Here is a 21,648-nt window from a genome sequence, read left to right as displayed (position 1 = left end):
CTCCGGGTTGGGGCTCGACGACGGTCGCTTCGGCACCCGCACGCCGGCCGGGGCAGGAGAACCGGGGAAGTATGTGTACGACTCATACGAGGGCAGGTACCGCCCAGCGTCAAGGGGCGGGCGGGCGCCTCGCCCCCGTTCGACGGGTTCAACTGCGGGAATGCATGTAAGTTTCATTCCGGCCGCGCCGGTGTTGACCGGGTGGCGGGGAGGCGAGGTATGGTCACTGGCCGACGCCCACTGAGTCATACTCATCGGGTGACCAGTGACGAGGAACTCGCACCGCCTGCGCCGTACCGGCCCGGCTACGAAGTGGTGGCCGAGCAGATCCTGCACCTGATCGCCGAGCTGGAGCTGCGGCCCGGTGACCGGATGCCGACCGAGGTCGAGCTGGCGGCGCGGATGGGAACCAGCCGGACCGTGGTGCGGGAGGCCGTCAAGATCCTCTCGGCGATCGGCCGGGTGCGAGCGCACAAGGGGCGTGGGCTGTATGTGTCCGACGACGAGGGCATGCTCGGCTCTTCCCGGTGGGGCGGCTCTTTCCTGCCCGCCGACCTCGACCACGTCTACATGCTCTTCGAGTTCCGCCGGGTGCAGGAGACGGCGGCCTCCCGGCTCGCTGCGGCGAACGCCACCCCGGCCGAGCTGCGCGCGATCGAGGCCGCCGCCGAGACGTGCCGGCACGGTCACCTGACCGGGCAGAGCGCGGTGTTCGACCGCGGCGACGACGACTTCCACCTCTCCATCGCCACCGCGTCCCACAACCAGTTCCTCGTCGCGGCCGTGCGTGAAGCCCGCCGCCTGCAACGCCAGACGAACATCATCGGGATGTCCGGCGCGGTCGGCGGGCACGCGTCGGACGCGGTCGAAGAGCACTCCGCCATCTACCGGGCGATCCGTGACGGCGACCCGGAGGAGGCAGCCCGGGCGGCCGCCACCCACCTCGACAACACCCTGGAGGACTACCGGCGGGAGATCCAGCGGCGGCTCTTCGACCAGTGAGCGCAGGAGTGCGTACCCGGAGCCCGGCTCCGGGTACGCACTCCTGCGCGCATTCCTTTGTGGACCGAGGTGAGCCGGGAGCGGGCTCGATCCGTTGCGGGTGGGTAAGTTTCACCGCGCATTGACCTTTGCCGCCGACCACTCCTATCTTGGCTCTAGCCCGTTCTGTTCGGTAACCGAGCGATTTCGGAGCGCGCATCCCGTGCGCTCCTTCCACTCCTGAAGAGGAGTACCCGTGACGACGCTGTCTCGTACTCTCCGCGCGGTTGTCCTGCTCGCCGCTGTGGTCGTGGGGCTTGCGACACCCGTGGCCGCCGCGCCCGCGGCGGCCTTCAAGGTCCTGGTGTTCTCCAAGACCACCGGCTTCCGGCACGACTCCATCCCCGCCGGTATCGCCGCGATCCGGCAGCTGGGCCAGCAGAACGACTTCGCGGTGGACACCACCGAGGACGACACGGTGTTCACCGACGCCGGCCTGGCCCCGTACGCCGCCGTGGTCTTCCTGTCCACGACCGGCGACCCGGTCGGCACGCAGGCGGGGAAGGACGCCTTCCGGCGGTACATCGAGCACGGCGGCGGGTTCGCCGGCATCCACGCGGCGTCCGACAGCGGGTACGACTGGGCCTGGTACGGCCAGCTCGTCGGGGCCTACTTCAAGCAGCACCCCGCGCAGCAGAACGCCCTCGTGAAGGTCGAAGACCCGGACCACCCGTCCACGCAGGGGTTGCCGGCCCAGTACACCCGTTACGACGAGTGGTACGACTTCCGGACGAACCCGCGCTCGTCGGTCCACGTCCTGACCACTGTGGACGAATCGAGCTACACGGGTGCCACGATGGGCGCGGACCACCCCACCACGTGGTGCCACGACTTCGACGGCGGCCGTGCCTGGTACACCGGCATGGGCCACACCATCGAGAGCTTCAGCGAACCGAACTTCCTGCACCTGCTGCTGGGCGGGATCCGGACCGCGGCCGGGGCGGCCCCCGCCGACTGCTCGGTGACCACCACGCCGCCGCCGTCGGGCAAGCAGCTCGTGGGCGCGCAGTCGGGCCGGTGCGTGGAGGTGCCGAACGCCTCGACGGCGAACGGGACGCAGGTGCAGTTGCGGGACTGCGTGACGGGCCAGGCGAACCAGACGTGGACCTACACCGCGGGCAAGCAGCTGACGGTGTACGGGAACAAGTGCCTGGACGCGTCCGGCCGGGGAACGGCCAACGGGACGCCGGTGATCATCTGGGACTGTACCGGCCAGCCCAACCAGCAGTGGAATGTTAACGCGAACACGATCACCGGCGTGCAGTCGAACCTCTGCCTGGACGCCTCCGGCCGCGGCACGGCCAACGGCACGAAGATCATCCTGTGGTCCTGCGGTGGGCAGGCCAACCAGCAGTGGACCCTGCGCTGAACCGTCCGCTCCACCCGTCTGCCTCGAGGAGACTCGTCATGCCCGGATTTTCCGCGCTGCGGCGCGGCGCGCTGGCGGTGGCCGGAGTCCTGGCCGCCGCCCTGGTCCCGGTGCTCACGACCCCCGTGGGCCCGGCCGCCGCGGCGGCGCTGCCGCCGGACTCGAAGTTCCAGAAGGTCACCCTGCACACCGAGACGGCCAACCCGATGGCGCTGGACGTGACCCCGGACGGGCGGGTGTTCTACATCGACCGGCTCGGGGACGTGAAGGTCGTCAAGCCCAACGGCACCACGGTCCTCTCGACGCATCTGAACGTCTTCACCGCCAACGAGTCCGGTGGGCTAAACATCGCGGTGGACCCGGGTTTCGCGACGAACCAATGGGTGTACGTCTACTGGTCGCCCAACGGCGCCGACGTCGACCGGCTGAGCCGGTTCACCGTCAACGGCGACACGATCGACCAATCCACCGAGAAGCAGGTGCTGAACGTCCCGGTGCAGCGAGCCGAATGCTGTCACCACGGCGCGGGCCTGGTGATCGACAAGAAGAACGGGAACCTGTGGTTGTCGCCGGGGGACAACACCAACCCGTTCGCTTCCGACGGTTACAGCCCGCTCGACCAGCGCTCCGGGCGCGCGTACTGGGACGCCGAACGCACCGCGGGCAACACCAACAGCCTGTCCGGGAAGGTCCTGCGGATCCACCCGGAAACCAACGGCACCTACACGATCCCCCCGGGCAACCTGTTCGCACCCGGGACGGCCGGCACCCGCCCGGAGATCTACACGATGGGTGAGCGCAACCCGTTCCGGATGGGCCTCGACCCGAAGACCGGCTACCCGCTCGTGGCCAACTACGGCCCGGACGCGCCGAACGCCAGCTCGAGCCGCGGCCCGCAGAACACCGTGGAATGGGACGTCGTCAGCAAGCCCGGCAACGCCGGCTGGCCGTTCTGCATCGGCCCGAACCTGCCCTACAACCAGTACGACTTCGCCACCGGCGCGTCCGGCGCGCAGTTCGACTGCGCCGGCGGCCCCACCAACAGCTCACCCAACAACACCGGCCTGACCAAGCTTCCGCCGGCCGTCCCGGCGCAGGTGTACTACCACTACAACGCCGACCCGGCGCACTTCCCGCAGCTGTCCGGCGGCGCGCCGATGGCCGGGCCGGTCTACCGGTACGACCCGAACCTCGCGTCCACCCGCAAGTGGCCGGTGGATTTCGACGGCCGCGCGGTCTTCGCCGAGTGGAACACCAGCTCGATGTACACCTTCCAGCTCGACAGCGGCGGCACGAACGTCACCTCGATCGACCCGCTGCTGCCGTCGGTGAAGTTCAACCGGCCGATGGACTTCAAGTTCGGCCCGGACGGCGCGCTCTACGTCATCGAATGGGGCACCGGGTACGGCGGCGGGAACAGCGACGCGTCCATCGACCGGATCGACTACCTCGGTGGCGGCTCCGCCGCACCGGTCGCGAAGGCCACCGCGGATCGCACCAGCGGGCCCGCCCCGCTCACCGTGAACTTCTCCAGCGCCGGCTCGGCCGACCCGGGTGGCTCCACGTTGCGCTACAGCTGGAACTTCGGGGACGGCACGACCTCCACCGCGGCGAACCCGAGCCACACCTTCGCCGCGGGCAACTACACCGCCGTGCTCACCGTGACGAACTCGGCCGGGGCCACCGGGACCGCGAGTGTCGCGATCACCGCGGGCAACACGGCGCCGACGGTCACCATCACCACCCCACCGGCCGGCGGGCTGTTCGAGTGGGGCGACAAGGTGAACTTCGCCGCCACGGTCGCCGATCCCGAGGACGGGACGATCGACTGCTCGCAGGTGACCATCCAGGCCTACCTCGGCCACGACGAACACGGGCACCCGCTCGACCAGTACCACGGCTGCACCGCCGAGGTGCAGACCACGCTTTCCTCGGGGCACAACGAAAACGACAACATCTTCTACGTCGTCGAAGCGTCCTACACGGACAAGGGCGGTGCCGGGGGAGCAGGCCCGATCACCGGTCGCGCCCAGGCGATCCTGCAACCCGAGGTGAAGCAGGCCGAGTTCTTCACCGCCACCGGCCGCACCGCGGACGGGAAGGGCACCGACACCGCGGGCGTCACCGTGGAGGCCGCCACCGACCCGATGGGCGGCGGGAGCAGCGCGGCGTTCGTCCAGGACGGCGACTGGTGGTCCTTCGACCCGATCGCCCTGGACAACATCACCGGTCTGGACGTCCGGGCGTCGTCGGGCGGCTCCGGCGGCACGCTCGAGGTGCGCCGCAACGCGCCGGACGGCGCCCTGGTCGCCTCGGTGCCGATCACCGGCACCGGCGGCTGGCAGAACTGGCAGGACTTCGCGGTCAGCCTGGCGAGCCCGCCCACCGGCACCGGGAAGCTCTACTTCGTGGCCCGCAACCCCGCCGGCCAGAGCGGAGCCGCCTACCTGTTCAACGTCAACTGGGTCCACTTCACCGGCTCCGGCGTCGGTCAGCCGGGCACCCCGGCGTCGGGCAAGCAGATCGTGGGGACGCAGTCCGGCCGGTGCGTGGAGGTGCCGAACTCCTCGACGGCCAACGGGACCCAGGTGCAGCTGCGCGACTGCGGCAGCCAGGCCGCCAACCAGCAGTGGACCTACACCAGCGGCAAGCAGCTGATGGTCTACGGGAACAAATGCCTGGACGCCTCCGGTCAAGGCACGGCCAACGGCACGCAGGTCATCATCTGGGACTGCCACAGCCAGGTGAACCAGCAGTGGAACGTCACCACCAACGGCACCATCACCGGCGTCCAGTCGGGGCTGTGCCTCGACGCGAACGCCCAAGGCACGGCCAACGGCACGAAAATCATCCTCTGGTCCTGCGGCGGTCAGGCCAACCAGCAGTGGAGCCTGCGATGAAGCGTCTGCTCGCGTTCCTCCTCCTGTTGCCGCTCCTAGTGGTGTTCCTGACCGCCCGGCCGGCCGAAGCCGCCGCGTTGACCCGCGTCACCGGGTTCGGCGCCAACCCCACCGACCTCGGCATGTACCTGTACGTGCCGGACAACGTGGCGCCCAAGCCGGCTCTGCTCGTGCTGGTGCACTACTGCGGTGGTTCGGCGAGCGCGATCTTCAACGGCAACGGGCACGACTACGCGACGGCGGCCGACCGCTACGGCTACCTCGTCGTCGTGCCCGAGGCGACCCGTGACGGGCACTGCTTCGACGTGTCCACGAAAGCGGGTCTGACGCGCGACGGCGGCAGTGACTCCACCGGCATCATGGCGATGGTGGCCTGGACCCGCCAGCACTACGACGTGGACCCGGGACGGATCGTGGTCAGCGGCTTCTCCTCGGGCGCCATGATGACGAACGTCCTGGCCGCCGAATACCCGGACGTCTTTTCCGCCGGTGCCGCGTTTTCCGGCGTGCCCGCCGGGTGCTTCGCGACCACCGACGGCTCGCTGTGGAACAGCCAGTGCGCGGGCGGGAACGTCGTCAAGTCCGCGCAGCAGTGGGCCGACCAGGCGCACGCCATGTACCCCGGTTACACCGGCACCTACCCGCGGATGCAGCTGTGGCACGGGAACCAGGACACCACCCTGGCGTACCCGAACTACGGCGAAGAGATCAAGCAGTGGACCACCCTGCGCGGACTGAGCCAGACGCCGTCGGCCACCGACCACCCCCAGTCGTCGTGGACCCGCAACCGGTACGGCGGCACCGGGACCCAGGCTCCGGTCGAGGGCATCACGATCGCCGGAACCGGCCACACCCTGCCGCAGGCGGGAATGCTCGCGTACGCCCTCTCCTTCCTCGGCCTCGACAGCGGCGGGAGCGGGACCACCGGCGGCCCGGTGCGCTCGGTGGCCGCGGGCCGGTGCCTGGACGTGGCCGGTCAGTCGACCACCCAGGGCACCCGGACCCAGGTCTGGAACTGCCACGGCGGCACGAACCAGACGTGGACGACCACCGCCGCCGGGGAGCTGACCGTCTACTCGGGTGATGCACTGCGCTGCCTGGACGCCGAAGGCGGCGGGACAGCTCCGGGCACGGCCGCGATCATCTGGGCCTGCCACGGCGGAACCAACCAGAAGTGGCAGGCCAATTCCGACGGCACCATCATCGCGACGCAGTCGGGGCTCTGCCTGGAGCTCGCCGCGGGCGCGACCGCGAACGGCACCGCCGTGCGGCTGGGGACCTGCACCTACGGAACCACCCAGCAATGGACCCGGAACCGACCAGTGGAAGGAGCCGCACGATGAGGTTCAGACGTCTGTTCGCGTCCGTCGCGATCGGGGCGCTGCTGACAACGCCCGGAATCGGCACCGCCCAAGCCGCCGTCCCCGGCGTGCCGTCGCCGTCGGTGGCCGCCGCGGGCACCGCGGGCTGCGGGACCGCTCCCGGCCTGGCGAGCGGCAACCACACGATCTCCAGCGGCGGCCAGAACCGCAGCTACATCCTGCGGGTTCCGGCGAACTACGACAGCAGTCACCCGTACCGGCTGTTCGTCGGGCTGCACTGGCGTGGCGGCACGGCCAACGACGTCGACTCCGGCGGGACCGACGGCTACAACTGGTCCTACTACGGGCTCCGGCGGCTCGCGGACACCGCGGGCAACACCACGATCTTCGTGGCGCCCCAGGGCAACGGCAACGGCTGGGCCAATCCGGGTGGCCAGGACGTCACGTTCATCGACGATCTGCTGAGGCAGCTCGAAGCGGCGTTGTGCGTCGACACGTCGCAGGTCTTCGCGGGCGGTTTCAGCTACGGCGGAGCCATGAGCTACGCGCTCGCCTGCGCGCGGCCGACGGTCTTCCGGGCGGTCGCCGTCTACTCCGGGGCGAACCTCAGCGGATGCAGTGGCGGCACCCAGGCGGTCGCGTACATCGGCATGCACGGGATCGGGGACAACGTCCTGCCCATCGCGTCCGGACGGTCGCTGCGTGACCAGTTCGTCCGCAACAACGGGTGCACCCCGCAGAACCCGCCAGAGCCCTCGAGCGGGAGCCACACCCACATCGTCACCGCCTACTCCGGCTGCCGGGCCGGGTACCCGGTGGTCTGGGCCGCGTTCGACGGCGGCCACGACCCCGGCCCGCGTGACGGGTGCACCTGCAGCGGCTGGCAGACCTGGACGTCGGGCGAGGTGTGGAAGTTCATCACGCAGTTCGATTCGTCGACCCCGCCGTCCGGGTCGCCGGTGCAGGTCGGGGTGAACTACACCCTGACGGCCGAGCACAGCGGCAAGCTCCTGGACGTCAGCGGCGTCTCCACCGCGGCCGGCGCCCTGCTGCAGCAGTGGCCGGCCACCGGCGGGCAGAACCAGCAGTTCGACTTCCTCGACTCCGGCGACGGCTACTACCGCGTCCGGGCCCACCACAGCGGGCTGGTGCTCCAGGTGGCCGGTTCGGGCACCGGCGCGGACATCAGCCAGCAGCCGGACTCCGGGTCCGCCGCCCAGCAGTGGCGCGTGGTCGACCTGGGTGGCGGTGTCGTCGGCCTGGTCAACCGCATGAGCGGCCTGACGATGGACGTCTGGGGCGCCTCGACCGCCGACGGCGCGCGGGTCTCCCAGTGGACGGCCACCGGAGGGGCCAACCAGCGATTCCGGGTCCAGCGCGCCTGAGGTGCCCGCTACCCGGCGGTATCCTCGATCGAGCCCTGCAGAGACAAAGACGTCTTGGGAGAGCGAACGTGTCGTCCGTCGAGTTGCCCCAGCTCCGTCCGACCCTGGCCGACGTCGCGCGGGAGGCCGGGGTGTCGACCGCCACCGCGTCTCGCGTGCTCAACGGTTTTCCGCGGGTCCGGCCGAAAACGCGCAAGCAGGTGGAGTCGGCGATGTCGGCTCTCGGGTACGCCCGGCAGAGAGCCGCGCGGGCGACCGCGGGGCGAACCGGATCGGTCGCGCTGGTCGTGTGCGAGGAGGTGCTGCGGCTGTTCGCCGATCCGTTCTTCGCCCGCATCTCCGCCGGCGCGGGGAAGGAGCTGACCGAAGCGGGCCTGCAGCTCGTCCTGCTCACCGTGCCCGCGACGGAGAACTACCAGGTGCCGGTGGTGCGGTACCTCGACGGTGGCCACGTCGACGGGGCCCTCGTCGTCGGCATGCACGGCCGCCGTCCGCTCGACCTGGACTGGCTCGGCATCCCGGTGGTGTTCGGCGGACGCCCGGTCGGGGGCGGGGGCTGCTCGTCGTACGTCGACGTGGACAACCGGGGTGGTGCGCAGCGGGCCACCCAGCGCCTCATCGACGCCGGCCGGCGCACCGTGGCGACCATCGCCGGCCCCCAGGACATGACCGCCGGCGTGGACCGGCTGCTCGGCTACCGGCAGGCGGTGGTGGGCGCCGGCCAAGCCGACCGCGGCCTGGTGGTGTTCGGCGACTTCGGCCAGGCCTCCGGCGAGCACGCCACCACCCGGCTGCTGGACCGCAGGCCGCACGTCGACGCCATCTTCGCCGCCTCCGACATGATGGCGGTCGGCGCGATGCGGGCCCTGCACCGCGCGGGACGCCGGGTGCCCGGCGACGTGGCCGTCATCGGGTTCGACGACCTGCCGATCGGCCGCCGGACGGATCCGCCGCTCACCACCGTCCGCCAGCCGATCGAAGAGATGGGTGCCCGGATGACGGGTGAGCTGCTCGCGATGCTCGGCGGCTCGGCCGCGCCCCGCTGTGCCGTGCTGGACACCAAGCTCATCCTGCGCGCGACAGCCTGACACCTACTGTTAGCGCTAACAATCGCCTGCGGGGTGATCCGCAGTGCTCGAAGGAGGATTCGTGACCATTCGAGTCGACCCGGTGCGCGCCATCCTGGTCGTGGCCGCGGTACTGGCGGTCGCGCTGACCGGCGTGGCACCGGCATCCGCGGCGACGACGTCCCTCACGAGCGCGGCGTCGGGGCGGTGCCTGAACGTGACGGGCGGCGTCGACACGGCGGGAACGGCGCTGGAGATCCGGGACTGCACCGGCCAGGCGAGCCAGGCCTTCGAGTTCAGCTCCGCCGGGGAACTGCGGGCCATGAGCGGGACGCGGTGCGTGGACGCCTACGGCAACCAGACGGCGCCCGGGACGGCGGTGATCATCTGGTCCTGCACCGGCGGGGCGAACCAGCAGTGGCGGCAGAACTCCGACGGGACGGTCACCGGGGTCCAGTCGGGGCTGTGCCTCGACGTGAACGGAGCCGGGACGGCCAACGGCACCGCGGTCATCCTCTGGACGTGCCACGGCCAGAGCAACCAGCGGTGGAGCACGAGCACCCCGCCACCGGCCGGCGCGGGCCCGTGCGACATCTACGCTTCGGGCGGCACGCCGTGCATCGCGGCGCACAGCACGGTTCGCGCGCTCTACGGCTCCTACACCGGAAACCTGTACCAGGTCCGGCGCGCCTCCGACAACGCGACCCGCAACGTCGGCGTCGTGGCGGCGGGTGGTGCCGCCGACGCCGCGGGCCAAGACTCCTTCTGCGCGAACACTTCCTGCGTCACCACGGTGGTCTACGACCAGTCCGGACGGGGGAACGACCTGTGGTACCAGGGATCGAGCGTGGTTCCGGGATCCAGCCAGAGCAGTCCGGCGAAGTCGGCCACGGAGTCGCTCACGATCGGCAGCCGGAAGGCCTATTCCCTGTACATCAACCCGGGCAACAGCTACTGGCGGGACGGCCACTCGACCGGCGTGCCCACCGGCAGCGCGCCCGAGGGCATGTACATGGTGACCAGCGGGACGCACGTCAACAGCGGCTGCTGCTTCGACTACGGCAACAGCGAAACGACCCGCAAGGCCGACGCCGCCGGAGCCATGGACGCGCTCAACTTCGGCAAGCAGTGCTGGTTCGGCGGGTGCTCCGGCACCGGCCCGTGGGTGCAGGCCGACCTCGAGTGGGGGCTGTACCCCGGTGGCAGCCAGACGTGGAACCCGAACCAGCGGGCGTTCGGCAGCAAGTTCGTCACGGCGGTGCTGAAGAACAACGGCACGTCGCGGTTCGCGATCAAGGGCAGCGACGCCCAGTCCGGCAGCTTGACGACGCTGTGGGACGGGGGACTCCCGAACGGGTACAGCCCGATGAAGAAGCAGGGCGCGATCGTGCTCGGCAGCGGAGGTGACTGCTGCAAGCCGGGCGGGGGCGCGAACCTGAGCGCCGGGACGTTCTACGAAGGGGCGATGGTCGCGGGCTACCCGTCCGACGCGACCGAGAACGCGGTGCAGGCGAACATCGTCGCCGCCGGATACCGCTGAGGCTGCCTTCCGGGGGAGAACCGGACGCCCGGGCCGTGGTGGACGGCTCGGGCGTCCGGCTCACCGGGTCAGCGGAGGGAACAGGAGGTGCCGTTGAGCGCGAAGGCCGAAGGCGCGGCCGGGTCGCCGGTATGGGTGGCCTGGAAGCCGATCGTGGTCGAGGCGTTCGGTGCGAGTACCGGGTTGTAGGCGGCGTTGCGCGCCGTCACCTGACCCGAGGCGGGGGAGTAGGTGGCACCCCGGCCCGAGGTGACCCGCTGGCCGCCCGGCAGGGTGAAGACGAGGGACCAGCCGTCGATCGCCGTGCCGCCGGTGTTCGTGATGGTGATGTTCTCCGTCAAGCCGGTGTTCCACGCGGACACGGTGGCCGTGACCGCGCACGAGCCGGCCGGGGGGCGGGGTGACCGGCCCGGTCAGCCCGGTGGACGGCAGGCTGCGCCCGGCACCCTCGATGCTGTACGCCTCCACGGTGTCGCCGTACCGGCGGCGTTGCCGGCCGGGCTGCGGGGTGTCGGTGGACGTCGGCGCCTGGCTCAGGCCGAACACGTCGGTCCACTGCTCGATCTCTTCCTGCAGCAGCGAGTAGGGCACCAGGGTGTCGGCGATGCCGTGCCACAGCTGGACGCGCGGACGGGGGCCGCTGTAGCCCGGGTATGCCTGGCGGACGGCGTCGCCCCACTGCTGCGGAGACCGGTTCATGGTGCCGCCGGTGCACTTGCCGGCCCCCGGCGGGTAGCCGGCGGCGCCGGCGAAACAGAGGATCCGGTGGCGAAGACCCGGCTGGGGTCACCGCCGTAGTGCTGTTCGGCGTAGGTCACCATCGAAACGATCGAGACCGGGTCACTGCCGCCGCCGCGGTGCTTCGCCGCGTCGGACCACGTGTCGAAGCACTTCCCGAAGCCGGCCTCCTGCTGGGCGCTGGGGTAGCCGACGAGGAACCCGTACCGGTCGGCCAGCGACGCGATTCGCTGCCCGAGTAGAAACCAGGGCCTGAGCCGCCGCAGCCGTGCATGGCGACCACGACCGCCGGCCGGGCGGGGTGCGAATCGGGCACGTAGACGTGCATGCGCATCCCGCCCGGATTGGCGCCGAAGCCGGTCACCTCCACCAGGGACGCGGTCGCCGCGGGCGGGGCGGCGGTCCCCGTGACGGCGAGCAGCAGGACGGCGACGAACGTCGTTTTCAGTCCGGCCACCGTGGATCTCCTTTCGGTGGGTTCAGGCGCGGCTCCACCGCTGGTTCGGCTGGCCGTTGCAGCTCCACAGGATCGCGTGGGTGCCGTTGGCGGTGCCCGCGCCTTCGGCGTCCAGACACAGTCCGGAATGGACGTTGCGGATCGAGCCGTCCGCACCGAACGTCCACTTCTGGTTGTCCTGCCCGGTGCACGGCCAGCTGATCACCCGGGTGCCGTTGGTGGTGCCCTGGTGGTCGGCGTCGAGGCACTTGTCGCCGAAGACGCGCACTTCGCCGGTTTCCCAGCTCGTCCACAGCTGGTTCGCCGCGGTCTGGCAGTCCCAGATCAGCGTGCCCGCACCGGCGGCCGTCGAGGCGTTGTCGACGTCGAGGCAGCGGCCGGAACCCGTGCCGCGCAGCCGTGACGTCGTGGCGCTCAGCGGGGAACCACCGGACACCCGGTAAGCCGCGACGCCGTGCGACGGGACGCTCGCGGTGATCGGGGCGCCGGCCGCGGACGTGGCGCCGGTCCACAGGTCGGTCAGAGTGAACGCCGTGCCGGACAGCCCGATCTGCGCCGCGGTGGTGCTCACCGTGGTCGTGGCGCTGCCGCGGTTGAGCAGCCCGACCGCGACCGAGCCGTCGGCCAGGGGTTTGGCGAAGACCTCGACATCGCCGTCGTCGCGCACCCGGCGGCCCCCGGCGCCGAGCCGGTCCTGGTCGACCGCCAGCAGCCGCGGGTTGCGGAGCACGGCGCTGATGTCGGCCGACATCGTGCGGATGTCGTTGCCCGCCATCAACGGCGCGGCCATGAGGGCCCACAGGGCGAAGTGGGCGCGGGATTCGGTCAGCGACAGCCCGGGCCGGCCGACCACGAGCATGTCCGGGTCGTTCCAGTGTCCCGGACCGGCCTGCGCGGCCAGCGGGGCGGTGACGTCGAGGACGTTGCCCACGCCCATCGGGTAGCTGTTGGTGTTGCCGTTCTGCCAGATGTCCAGCAGGTCTTCGGTGGTCCGCCAGAGGTCCGCGACCTGGCCCCAGTCGTACTTGTCCCCGGTGATGGCGTGGTAGCTGTTGGGGTTGATGCTGTAGACGATCGGGCGCCCGGTGGCGCGCACCGCATCGCGCATCACCGTGAACCGGGCGACCTGCTCGTCGCGGGTGCCGGCGGGGGAGCACCAGTCGTACTTGAGGTAGTCCACGCCCCAGGACGCGAACGTGCGGGCGTCCTGGACTTCGTGGCCCGCGCTGCCGGTGGAGCCGGGGTAGCTGCCGGTGCGCTGGGCGCAGGTGCGGTCGGTCGGCACCTGGTAGATGCCGAACTTCAGGCCACGGCCGTGAATGTAGTCGCCCAGGGCCTTCATGCCGCTCGGGAACTTCGACGGGCTGGCGCGCAGAGCGCCTTGGGAGTCGCGTTGCGGGTCGAACCAGCAGTCGTCGACGACGACGTACTGGTAGCCCGCGTCCTTCATCCCCGACGAGACCATCGCGTCGGCCGCCTGGCGAATGGCCGTTTCGGTGACGCCGCAGCCGAAGCTGTTCCAGCTGTTCCAGCCCAGCGGCGGGGTGAGCGCCGGGCTCCCCGGCGCGGCCGCGGCGGCTGGTGTCACGGTGGCCACGGCCAGGGCGGTGGCCACGGCGGTGAGCAGGTGCAGGACGCGGTGGCGCGGTCGAGCGGGCATGGTGGCCCCTTCTCAGGTGGTGGGAGGCGGAACCGGCGCGAAGTGGTGGCGGCCGGCGATGCCGAAGCGCTCGTTCACCCGGGCCGGCCGCCACGGTCGTGGCGTCAGGCGGCGAACTGCCCCCAGTTCACGGGAACAGGTAGCCGCTGCCGCCGGTGCCGGGGACGGTGCAGCTGCCGGCCGGAGTGCCCCCGGTGCCGTCCGCCCGGGCCACCGCCGGGAACAACCCCGGGGCGCACGGCAGTCCGGCGATCAGCGCGAGGGCACGCCGGGGCTCGAGGATCGCCGAAGGTGGGGACGCGACTTCCACGGGTGCTCCTTCGGTTGTCGTCACCGTTGCTCGCGCTCCAGAGCCAGGCGAGCAGCAGTGTGCCACGGGGATGTTCACGCTCACAAGAAGTCGCCGGGATGCATGAAAGTTACACCCCGTCCGTGCGGTGCACGCTGGGGTTTCGTCGCCTGCCTCGATTCCGGCTCGGCGCCGGGCTTGACCGGCGACGTCGGCTGCGCCTAGAACATGTTATCGGTTCCGGTGGTCCGAGGTCGCCGCGACGCGGGGGACGCGGTGGCGGAAACGGGCAGTCGTCGGCAACCGGAGTGATGTTAGCGCTAACTCAATCCTTTGGAGCCGAGGAGGCTTTCGCGCCATGCCCGAGTTCAGCCGTCGCACGATACTGGGCCTGATCACGGTGAGCGGCGCGGCGGCAGCCGGGCTCCTGCGTGGCGGAATCGCCTCGGCCACCGCCGGTCCGGGCAGTTACACGCCCACCTGGTCATCGGTCGACCAGCATCCGCCCGCGGCGGAGTGGTTCCAGGACGCCAAGTTCGGCATCTACTTCCACTGGGGTGTCTTCAGCGTCCCGGCGTTCGGCAACGAGTGGTACCCCCGCACCATGTACGTCGGCGGGTCCAGCGAGAACAACCACCACAAGGCCGTGTACGGCGACCCGTCGGCGTGGCCGTACCACAACTTCGTCAACGGGGCCCGGGACAAGGCGGGCAACTGGGTCCAGTTCGCGCCGAAGCTCAAGTCCGCCGGCGGGAACTTCGACCCGGCGGAGTGGGCGCAGCTGTTCGCCGACGCCGGTGCCAGGTTCGCCGGACCCGTCGCCGAGCACCACGACGGCTTCTCGATGTGGAACAGTGCCGTCAACGAGTGGAACTCGGTCGCCAAGGGGCCGCGGCTGGACCTGGTGCGGCTGCACGCCGACGCGATCCGCGAGCGGGGCCTCAAGTTCATGGTTTCCCTGCACCACGCCTACCACTTCACCGGCTACTACGACCACGTGCCGGCGCAGTCGGACGCCAGTCTGCGCAAGCTCTACGGCCAGCTGGGTTCGCCGGCGGAAAACCAGCTCTGGTACGACAAACTCGCCGAGGTCGTCGCCGGCTACCAGCCGGACCTGCTCTGGCAGGACTTCAACCTCCCCCGCGTCGACGAGTCCCGGCGGCTGAACTTCCTGGCGTACTACTTCAACCAGGCCGTCGCGTGGAACAAGGACGTCGTCGCCACCTACAAGGACGGCTTCAACGACCGCGGCGAGGTCTTCGACTTCGAGCGCGGCGGTCCGGGGGACATCCAGAACCCGTACTGGCTGACCGACGACAGCATCTCCAGCTCCAGCTGGTGCTACACGGCCGGCATCGGCTACTACTCGATGAAGGCGATGCTGCACGCGCTGATCGACCGCGTCAGCAAGAACGGCACCATGCTGCTGAACATCGCGCCGATGGCCGACGGCACCATCCCCGCGGGACAGCGGACGATCCTGCTCGGCCTCGGCGACTACCTCGCCCGCTTCGGCGAGTCGATCTACGCCACCCGCGCGTGGTCTGCCTACGGCGAGGGTCCGACGCAGATGGGTGGCGGCTCCTTCACGACCCCGCGCGAGGGCACCAACCGCGACATCCGGTTCACGCGCAGCAAGGACGGCACCGTCCTGTACGCCACGGTCCTGGGCTGGCCGGGCGGCACGCTGGACATCACGACGCTCGGCTCGAGCCGGATCAACCTCGCCTCGCTGAAGACCGTGCAGCTGCTCGGCCCCACCGCCGGTTCCTACACCGACCTGCCCGACCGCACCCAGGACGGCTCCGGGCTGCACATCCGGCTGCCGTCGGCCACGGCGCCGTTCAGCGCTCCGGCGTACGTGGTGAAGCTGACCTTCTCCGGCCAGATCCCGGCCCCGGGGTCCGGTCCGGTGCCCACGGGCTGGGTGCGGATCGCGAACGTCACCACCGGTCTGGTGCTCGACAGCGGCGGGAACGTCGCGTCCGGGTCGGTGCTCAAGCAGTGGTCCTACGACGGTTCCGCCAATCTGCAATGGCAGCTGGCCGACCTCGGCAGTGGGTACTACCGGATCGTCAACCGCACCAACGGCATGGTCGCCGACAGCGGCGGCCGGACCGGCAACGGCGTCACGGCGGTGCAGGCGGCCTGGAACGGCGGCGACAGCCAGCAGTGGCGGCTGGCCGGCCTGGGCAACGGGCGCTACCAGATCGTCAACCGGGGCACCGGCACCGCGCTCGACGGCGCGGGCAACACCACGGCCGGGTCCACCGTCGTCCTGTGGGCCCCGAACAGCAGCACCAACAACCAGTGGACCGTCACGGCCGTCTGAACCCCGGCGTCGGAGGAGAGACCTGTCATGCCTGCAACCCTGTTCCGGAGGGTGAGAGCCACGATGGCCGCGGCGGTCGTCCTGGCTGCCGGCCTGGTGGTCGGCGCCGCGCCGGCCCAGGCCGCCACCTCGATCACGATCAACGGCGGTTCGGCCGGGCGCACGTTCGACGGCGTCGGGGCGGTCAGCGGCGGGGGCGGCAACAGCCGCCTGCTGGTCGACTACCCCGAGCCCCAGCGCGGCCAGATCCTCGACTACCTGTTCAAGCCGGGGTACGGCGCCGCGCTGCAGATCCTCAAGGTGGAGATGGGCGGGGACACCAACTCGACGAGCGGGGCGGAGCCCAGCCACGCCCACTTCCGCGGTGATCTCGACTGCAATCGCGGCTACGAGTGGTGGATCATGGAGCAGGCCAAGGCGCGCAACCCCGGCATCAAGCTCGTGGGCCTGCCCTGGGGGGCGCCGGGCTGGATCGGCAACGGCACGTTCTTCTCCAGCGACCTGACCGGCTACTACCTTTCCTGGCTCGGGTGCGCCAAGCAGCACGGATTGACGATCGACTACCTCACGACCGTCCAGAACGAGAAGCAGTGGAGCGCCGACTGGACCGTCACGATCCGCACCGCGCTCAACGCCAACGGGTACAACGCCGTCAAGCTCATCTCCGGTGACTCGTGGCCGGGGGACTGGGGACCCGTGAGCGCGATTTCGACGAACACGGCCTACCGCGACGCGACCGACGTGCTCAGCGCCCACTACACCTGCGGCTACCTCAGCGCACAGACGTCCTGCAGTGTCCCGGCGAACGTCACCGGCACGGGCAAGACGCTGTGGTCCAGCGAGAACGGCTCCCAGGACTACAACGACGGCGCCAAGCCGCTCGCCCGCGGCATCAACCGCGTCTACCTCGACGGCAAGATGACCGCGTACCTCAACTGGGACCTGATCGCCGCCACCACGCCGAACATCCCCTGGCCGACTGTGGGGCTGGTGCTGGCCAACCAGCCGTGGTCCGGCTACTACTCGGTCGGGAAGGACGCCTGGGCGCTGGCGCACACCACCCAGTTCACCGCGCCCGGCTGGAAGTACCTCGACGCCTCCAGCGGCTACCTCGGCGGGAACCGCGCCAACGGCAGCTATGTCTCGCTGAAGTCGCCGAACACCAGTGACTACAGCACGATCATCGAGACGATGGACGCCACCTCGGCCCAGACGCTGAACTTCACCGCCACCGGGGGAGTGTCCACCGGCCAGGTGCACGTGTGGGCGACCAACCTCAACTCGAACAACCCCGCGGACTTCTTCGTGCACGGCATGGACATCACCCCGTCCGGCGGCTCGTTCTCCCTGACCGCTCAGCCCGGCTACCTCTACACCGTCACGACCACCACCGGCCAGGGCAAGGGCACCGCGACCAGTCCGTCGCAGGGATCGCTGAACCTGCCCTACAGCGACGACTTCGACGGGTACGCAGCGGGCAAGGAGGCCAAGTACCTGATGGACATGGAGGGCGCCTTCGAGACGTCCGCCTGCGCCGCCGGCCGCTCGGGCACGTGCGTGCGCCAGGCCGCTCCGCAGAAGGCGATCCCCTGGAAGAAGACCACCGATCCGTACGCGTTGCTGGGCAACGTGGCCTGGAGCAACTACACGGTCAACGCGGACGTGCTGCTGGAGAAGCCCGGGTACGTCCAGCTGATCGGCCGGGCCGGCTCGCAGGACACCGGCAACCAGGGCGCGCTGAACGCGTACTACCTGCGGGTCAGCGACACCGGCGCGTGGTCGATCCAGCGCAACAACACCAGCCAGCAGGTCACCACGCTGCGCAGCGGCACCACGACCGCGCTGGGCACCAACCGCTGGCACCAGCTGTCGCTGGGCTTCTCCGGCAGCACCATCACCGCCGGTGTCGACGGCACGGTGCTCGGGACGGTCACCGACACCACGTTCCCGGCCGGTCAGGCCGGGCTCGGCACGAGCCAGGGGGAGACCGCCCAGTTCGACAACCTCGCCGTGGCCGGCTCGGGCGGCGGGTCCACCTCCGTGCTGCGCAACACCGGTTCCGGCCGCTGTCTCGACGTCCCGAGCGTGTCGCAGACCAACGGCACGCAGGTCGCGCTGTGGGACTGCAACGGCGGCAGCAACCAGCAGTGGACGCTGACCTCCGGGAAGCAGTTGCAGGTGTACGGCGCCAAGTGCCTCGACGCCGAAGGCGCGGCCACCACGCCGGGCACCCGGGCGATCATCTGGGACTGCACGGGCGGCACCAACCAGCAGTGGAACGCGAACGCCGACGGCACGATCACCGGTGTCCAATCGGGACTGTGCCTCGGCCCGAACGGGGGCGGCACCGGCAACAGCACCCCGGTGACCCTGCAGACCTGTACCGGCGCCGGCGCCCAGAAGTGGGCCCGGAGCTAGCAGGACCATCTCTTCCGGACAAAGGAGTTCGCTGATGGCCGCGAAAGCACGATGGGGAAGGTTGCTGCGAACCACGGCAGCCGCGGCGCTCGCCGCGGGCGCACTGGCCGGCCCGGCTGCGCCGGCGCAGGCCGCGACGCAGGGGCCGTGCGACCTCTACGCCGCCGGCGGCACGCCGTGCGTGGCCGCGCATTCCACCACGCGGGCACTGTACGGCGCGTACAACGGCGCTCTGTACCAGGTCCGCCGTAGCTCCGACAACACGACCCGGGACATCGGGCTGCTCAGCGCGGGCGGCGTCGCGAACGCCGCGGCCCAGGACTCGTTCTGCGCCGGCACCACCTGCCTCATCACCGTCATCTACGACCAGTCCGGCCGGAACAACCGCCTCACCCAGGCCCCGCCCGGTGGGTTCTCCGGCCCGGCGGCCGGCGGGTACGACAACCTGGCCAACGCGACCGCCGCCCCGATCACCATCGGCGGCCAGCGGGCCTACGGCGTGTTCGTGGCTCCCGGCACCGGGTACCGGAACAACAACGCCACCGGCACGGCGACCGGCGACCAGCCGGAGGGTATGTACGCGATCTTCGACGGCACGCACTACAACGGCGGCTGCTGCTTCGACTACGGCAACGCCGAGCGCAACAGCCGGGACAACGGCAACGGCACGATGGAGGCCATCTACTTCGGCAACATCAAGGTCTGGGGGTACGGCGCCGGGCCAGGCCCGTGGATCATGTCCGACCTCGAGAACGGCCTCTACTCCGGCGTCAACGCCGGTTACAACGCCAACGACCCCACCATCAACCACCGGTACCTGACCGCGATCCTCAAGGGTGAGGCCAACCACTGGTCCATCCGCGGCGGCAACGCGCAGTCCGGTGGCCTTTCGACGTTCTACAACGGTCCGCGCCCCAACGTGTCCGGCTACAACCCGATGCGCAAGGAAGGCGCGATCATCCTCGGCACCGGTGGTGACAACAGCATCGGGTCCGCGGGCACCTTCTACGAAGGCGTGATGACCTCCGGCTACCCGTCGGACGCCACCGAGAACGCCGTGCAGGCCAACATCACCGCCGCCGGGTACGGCAGTGGCGGCAGCAGCACCGGCACCGGGCCGCTGCACGCGGTGGGCGCCGGCAAGTGCCTCGACGTGCCGGGCTCCACCACGGCATCCGGCACCCAGCTGCAGATCTACGGCTGCAGCGGCCAGCCGAACCAGACGTGGACCCGCACGTCGTCCAACCAGCTGACGGTCACGATCGGCGGGACGACGCTGTGCCTGGACGCCTCGGGCAACGGGACCGCGGCCGGCACGAAGGTGGTGACCTGGACCTGCAACGGCCAGGCCAACCAGCAGTGGACCGTCAACTCCAACGGCACGGTCACCGGTGCTCAGTCCGGGTTGTGCCTGGACGTGACCGGCGCCTCCACGGCCAACGGCGCACTGGTCGAGCTGTGGACGTGCAACGGCGGCAGCAACCAGCAGTGGACGCTGGGTCAGGCCCCGGCGATGACCACCATCGACGACGGAACGAGGTTCCCATGACCACCAGCCCATCCCGGTGGCGGGGCGCCCGGACCGCGGCGGCCGCCGCCCTCGCGGCGTCTTCCCTGGTCCTGGTCCCCGGCACCGCCGCGGCGGCGAGCACACTCGGGGCCGCGGCGGCGCAGAGCGGCCGGTACTTCGGTGCCGCGATCTCCACGAGCCACCTCGGTGAGGCGGCGTACGTGAACACGTGGACGGCGGAGTTCACCGGCGTCACCCCGGAGAACGAGATGAAGTGGGCCACGGTCGAGCCGAACCGCAACCAGTTCAACTTCGGGCCCGCGGACCAGATCGTCAGCCAGGCCAGGAGCCGGGGCATGAAGATCCGCGGGCACACACTGGTGTGGCACGGGCAGCTGGCCGGGTGGGTGAGCGGACTGGACGCGAGCAACCTGCGGTCGGCGATGCAGAACCACATCAGCCAGGTGGCCGGGCACTGGAAGGGCCAGCTCTACGCGTGGGACGTCGTCAACGAGGCGTTCGAGGAGAACGGCACCCGCCGGCAGTCGGTGTTCCAGCAGAAGCTCGGGGACGGCTACATCGAGGACGCCTTCCGTGCCGCCCGCACGGCGGATCCGAACGCCAAGCTCTGCTACAACGACTACAACATCGACGGCGTCAACGCGAAGAGCACCGGCATCTACACCATGGTGCGGGACTTCAAGAGCCGGGGTGTGCCGATCGACTGCGTGGGCTTCCAGAGCCACCTCGGCTCGAACTCCACCTTGAGCAGCTACCAGGCGAACCTGCAGCGCTTCGCCGACCTCGGTGTCGACGTGCAGATCACCGAGCTGGACGTCGGCGGCTCGGGCTCCGGCCAGGCGAACGTGTACCGGCAGGTCACGCAGGCGTGCATGGCGGTCTCGCGCTGCACCGGCATCACCGTCTGGGGTGTCACGGACAAGTACTCGTGGCGATCGAGCGACACGCCGCTGCTCTTCGACGGCAACTACGGCAAGAAACAGGCCTACACCGCCGTCCTCGACGTGCTTGGCGGCGGGAACGGCGGTGACGGCACGCTGCGTGCCGTGGCCGCGAACCGGTGCCTGGACGTCCCCGGCTCGTCGACCGCGGCCGGCACTTCGCTGCAGATCTGGGACTGCCACAGCGGGACCAACCAGCAGTGGACCCGCACGAGCTCCGGGGCGCTGACCGTCTACTCCGGTGACTCGCAGCGGTGCCTGGACACCGCGGGCGGCGGGGCCGCCGCCGGCACCGCTGCGGTGATCGCGAACTGCACCGGCGGGAACGGCCAGAAGTGGACGTCGAACCCCAACGGCACCCTCACGAACGGCCAGTCGGGACTGTGCCTGGACGTGAGCGGCGCGGCGACCGCCAACGGGACCGCCGTGATCATCTGGACCTGCAACGGCGGGGCCAACCAGCAGTGGAGGTAGGACCGCCGACCTCGGCGGTACCGGGCACCTGACCTGAAGACACGCAGGCTGGGTCCGCCGGACCTGACCCGGTTCGGCGGACCCAGCCTGCGCTTTGCCGGCCTGCGGCCTCGCTCCAGTCGTACGCCGGAATCCTGGCCGGCTCCTCGGCGCCGTACCGCAGGTGCGCATGACCGGCGCTGAC

General features: G+C 70.4%; 16 protein-coding genes. 12 read left to right on the top strand and 4 right to left on the bottom strand.

Annotation, left to right across the window (positions count from 1 at the left end):
• The first annotated feature begins 258 nt into the window (after positions 1-258).
• The 7 genes from QRX60_RS39520 to QRX60_RS39485 all read left to right on the top strand — a co-directional run bounded on the left by QRX60_RS39520 (position 259) and on the right by QRX60_RS39485 (position 10,624).
• Positions 259-1,002, top strand: a complete 744-nt coding sequence (locus QRX60_RS39520) for a FadR/GntR family transcriptional regulator (protein ID WP_285996564.1) — start codon at positions 259-261, stop codon at positions 1,000-1,002.
• Between the two features lie 235 nt (positions 1,003-1,237).
• Complete coding sequence (locus QRX60_RS51525; protein WP_332845798.1) at positions 1,238-2,410, top strand: ThuA domain-containing protein; 1,173 nt, start codon at positions 1,238-1,240, stop codon at positions 2,408-2,410.
• 38 nt (positions 2,411-2,448) lie between these two features.
• Positions 2,449-5,310 carry an RICIN domain-containing protein gene (locus QRX60_RS39505; RefSeq protein ID WP_332845797.1) on the top strand — a complete coding sequence of 954 codons (2,862 nt, stop codon included), beginning with the start codon at positions 2,449-2,451 and terminating at the stop codon, positions 5,308-5,310.
• Positions 5,307-6,653, top strand: a complete 1,347-nt coding sequence (locus tag QRX60_RS39500; protein ID WP_285996563.1) for an extracellular catalytic domain type 1 short-chain-length polyhydroxyalkanoate depolymerase — start codon at positions 5,307-5,309, stop codon at positions 6,651-6,653. Before QRX60_RS39505 ends, QRX60_RS39500 begins: the two co-directional genes overlap by 4 nt.
• Positions 6,650-8,017 carry an RICIN domain-containing protein gene (locus QRX60_RS39495; protein ID WP_285996562.1) on the top strand — a complete coding sequence of 456 codons (1,368 nt, stop codon included), beginning with the start codon at positions 6,650-6,652 and terminating at the stop codon, positions 8,015-8,017. Before QRX60_RS39500 ends, QRX60_RS39495 begins: the two co-directional genes overlap by 4 nt.
• Positions 8,018-8,085: 68 nt before the next feature.
• Positions 8,086-9,105, top strand: coding sequence for a LacI family DNA-binding transcriptional regulator (locus QRX60_RS39490; protein ID WP_285996561.1), 1,020 nt, complete (start codon positions 8,086-8,088; stop codon positions 9,103-9,105).
• A gap of 67 nt (positions 9,106-9,172) precedes the next feature.
• On the top strand, positions 9,173-10,624 hold the full coding sequence (locus QRX60_RS39485; protein ID WP_408630289.1) for an arabinofuranosidase catalytic domain-containing protein: 1,452 nt from the start codon (positions 9,173-9,175) through the stop codon (positions 10,622-10,624).
• 68 nt (positions 10,625-10,692) lie between these two features.
• Here QRX60_RS39485 and QRX60_RS39480 read toward each other — a convergent pair whose 3' ends face one another.
• A complete protein-coding gene (locus QRX60_RS39480) occupies positions 10,693-10,965 on the bottom strand; it encodes a cellulose binding domain-containing protein (RefSeq protein ID WP_285996559.1) in 273 nt (90 codons plus the stop codon).
• 59 nt (positions 10,966-11,024) lie between these two features.
• On the opposite strand from QRX60_RS39480, the gene QRX60_RS39475 reads away from it, so the two are divergent.
• Positions 11,025-11,210 (top strand): hypothetical protein, encoded by a 186-nt coding sequence (locus tag QRX60_RS39475; RefSeq protein WP_285996558.1) that lies wholly within the window; start codon positions 11,025-11,027, stop codon positions 11,208-11,210.
• Between the two features lie 109 nt (positions 11,211-11,319).
• On the opposite strand, the gene QRX60_RS39470 is transcribed toward QRX60_RS39475, so the two are convergent.
• The 3 genes from QRX60_RS39470 to QRX60_RS39460 form a co-directional block, all read right to left on the bottom strand.
• Positions 11,320-11,580, bottom strand: coding sequence for a PHB depolymerase family esterase (locus tag QRX60_RS39470; RefSeq protein WP_286003794.1), 261 nt, complete (start codon positions 11,578-11,580; stop codon positions 11,320-11,322).
• 261 nt (positions 11,581-11,841) lie between these two features.
• Positions 11,842-13,479: a glycoside hydrolase family 27 protein gene (locus QRX60_RS39465; protein ID WP_285996557.1), complete on the bottom strand. Its 1,638-nt coding sequence runs from the start codon at positions 13,477-13,479 to the stop codon at positions 11,842-11,844.
• Between the two features lie 127 nt (positions 13,480-13,606).
• On the bottom strand, positions 13,607-13,789 hold the full coding sequence (locus tag QRX60_RS39460) for a hypothetical protein (RefSeq protein ID WP_285996556.1): 183 nt from the start codon (positions 13,787-13,789) through the stop codon (positions 13,607-13,609).
• A gap of 379 nt (positions 13,790-14,168) precedes the next feature.
• Here QRX60_RS39460 and QRX60_RS39455 point away from each other — a divergent pair, with 379 nt between their 5' ends.
• The 4 genes from QRX60_RS39455 to QRX60_RS39440 are packed head-to-tail and all read left to right on the top strand — an operon-like array spanning position 14,169 to position 21,464.
• The gene (locus QRX60_RS39455) at positions 14,169-16,100 is read left to right on the top strand and encodes an alpha-L-fucosidase (RefSeq protein WP_285996555.1); all 1,932 of its coding nucleotides are present in this window, start codon (positions 14,169-14,171) and stop codon (positions 16,098-16,100) included.
• Positions 16,101-16,127: 27 nt separating this feature from the next.
• Positions 16,128-18,518, top strand: coding sequence for a ricin-type beta-trefoil lectin domain protein (locus tag QRX60_RS39450; protein ID WP_285996554.1), 2,391 nt, complete (start codon positions 16,128-16,130; stop codon positions 18,516-18,518).
• Between the two features lie 34 nt (positions 18,519-18,552).
• Positions 18,553-20,067 (top strand): arabinofuranosidase catalytic domain-containing protein, encoded by a 1,515-nt coding sequence (locus QRX60_RS39445; RefSeq protein WP_285996553.1) that lies wholly within the window; start codon positions 18,553-18,555, stop codon positions 20,065-20,067.
• A complete protein-coding gene (locus tag QRX60_RS39440) occupies positions 20,064-21,464 on the top strand; it encodes an endo-1,4-beta-xylanase (protein WP_285996552.1) in 1,401 nt (466 codons plus the stop codon). Before QRX60_RS39445 ends, QRX60_RS39440 begins: the two co-directional genes overlap by 4 nt.
• Positions 21,465-21,648: the final 184 nt, after the last annotated feature.

The sequence above is a fragment of the Amycolatopsis mongoliensis genome, assembly GCF_030285665.1.
Lineage (GTDB): Bacteria > Actinomycetota > Actinomycetes > Mycobacteriales > Pseudonocardiaceae > Amycolatopsis > Amycolatopsis mongoliensis.
Note: the sequence above shows the minus strand (reverse complement) of the source record. Positions and strands in the feature narration are given on the sequence as shown.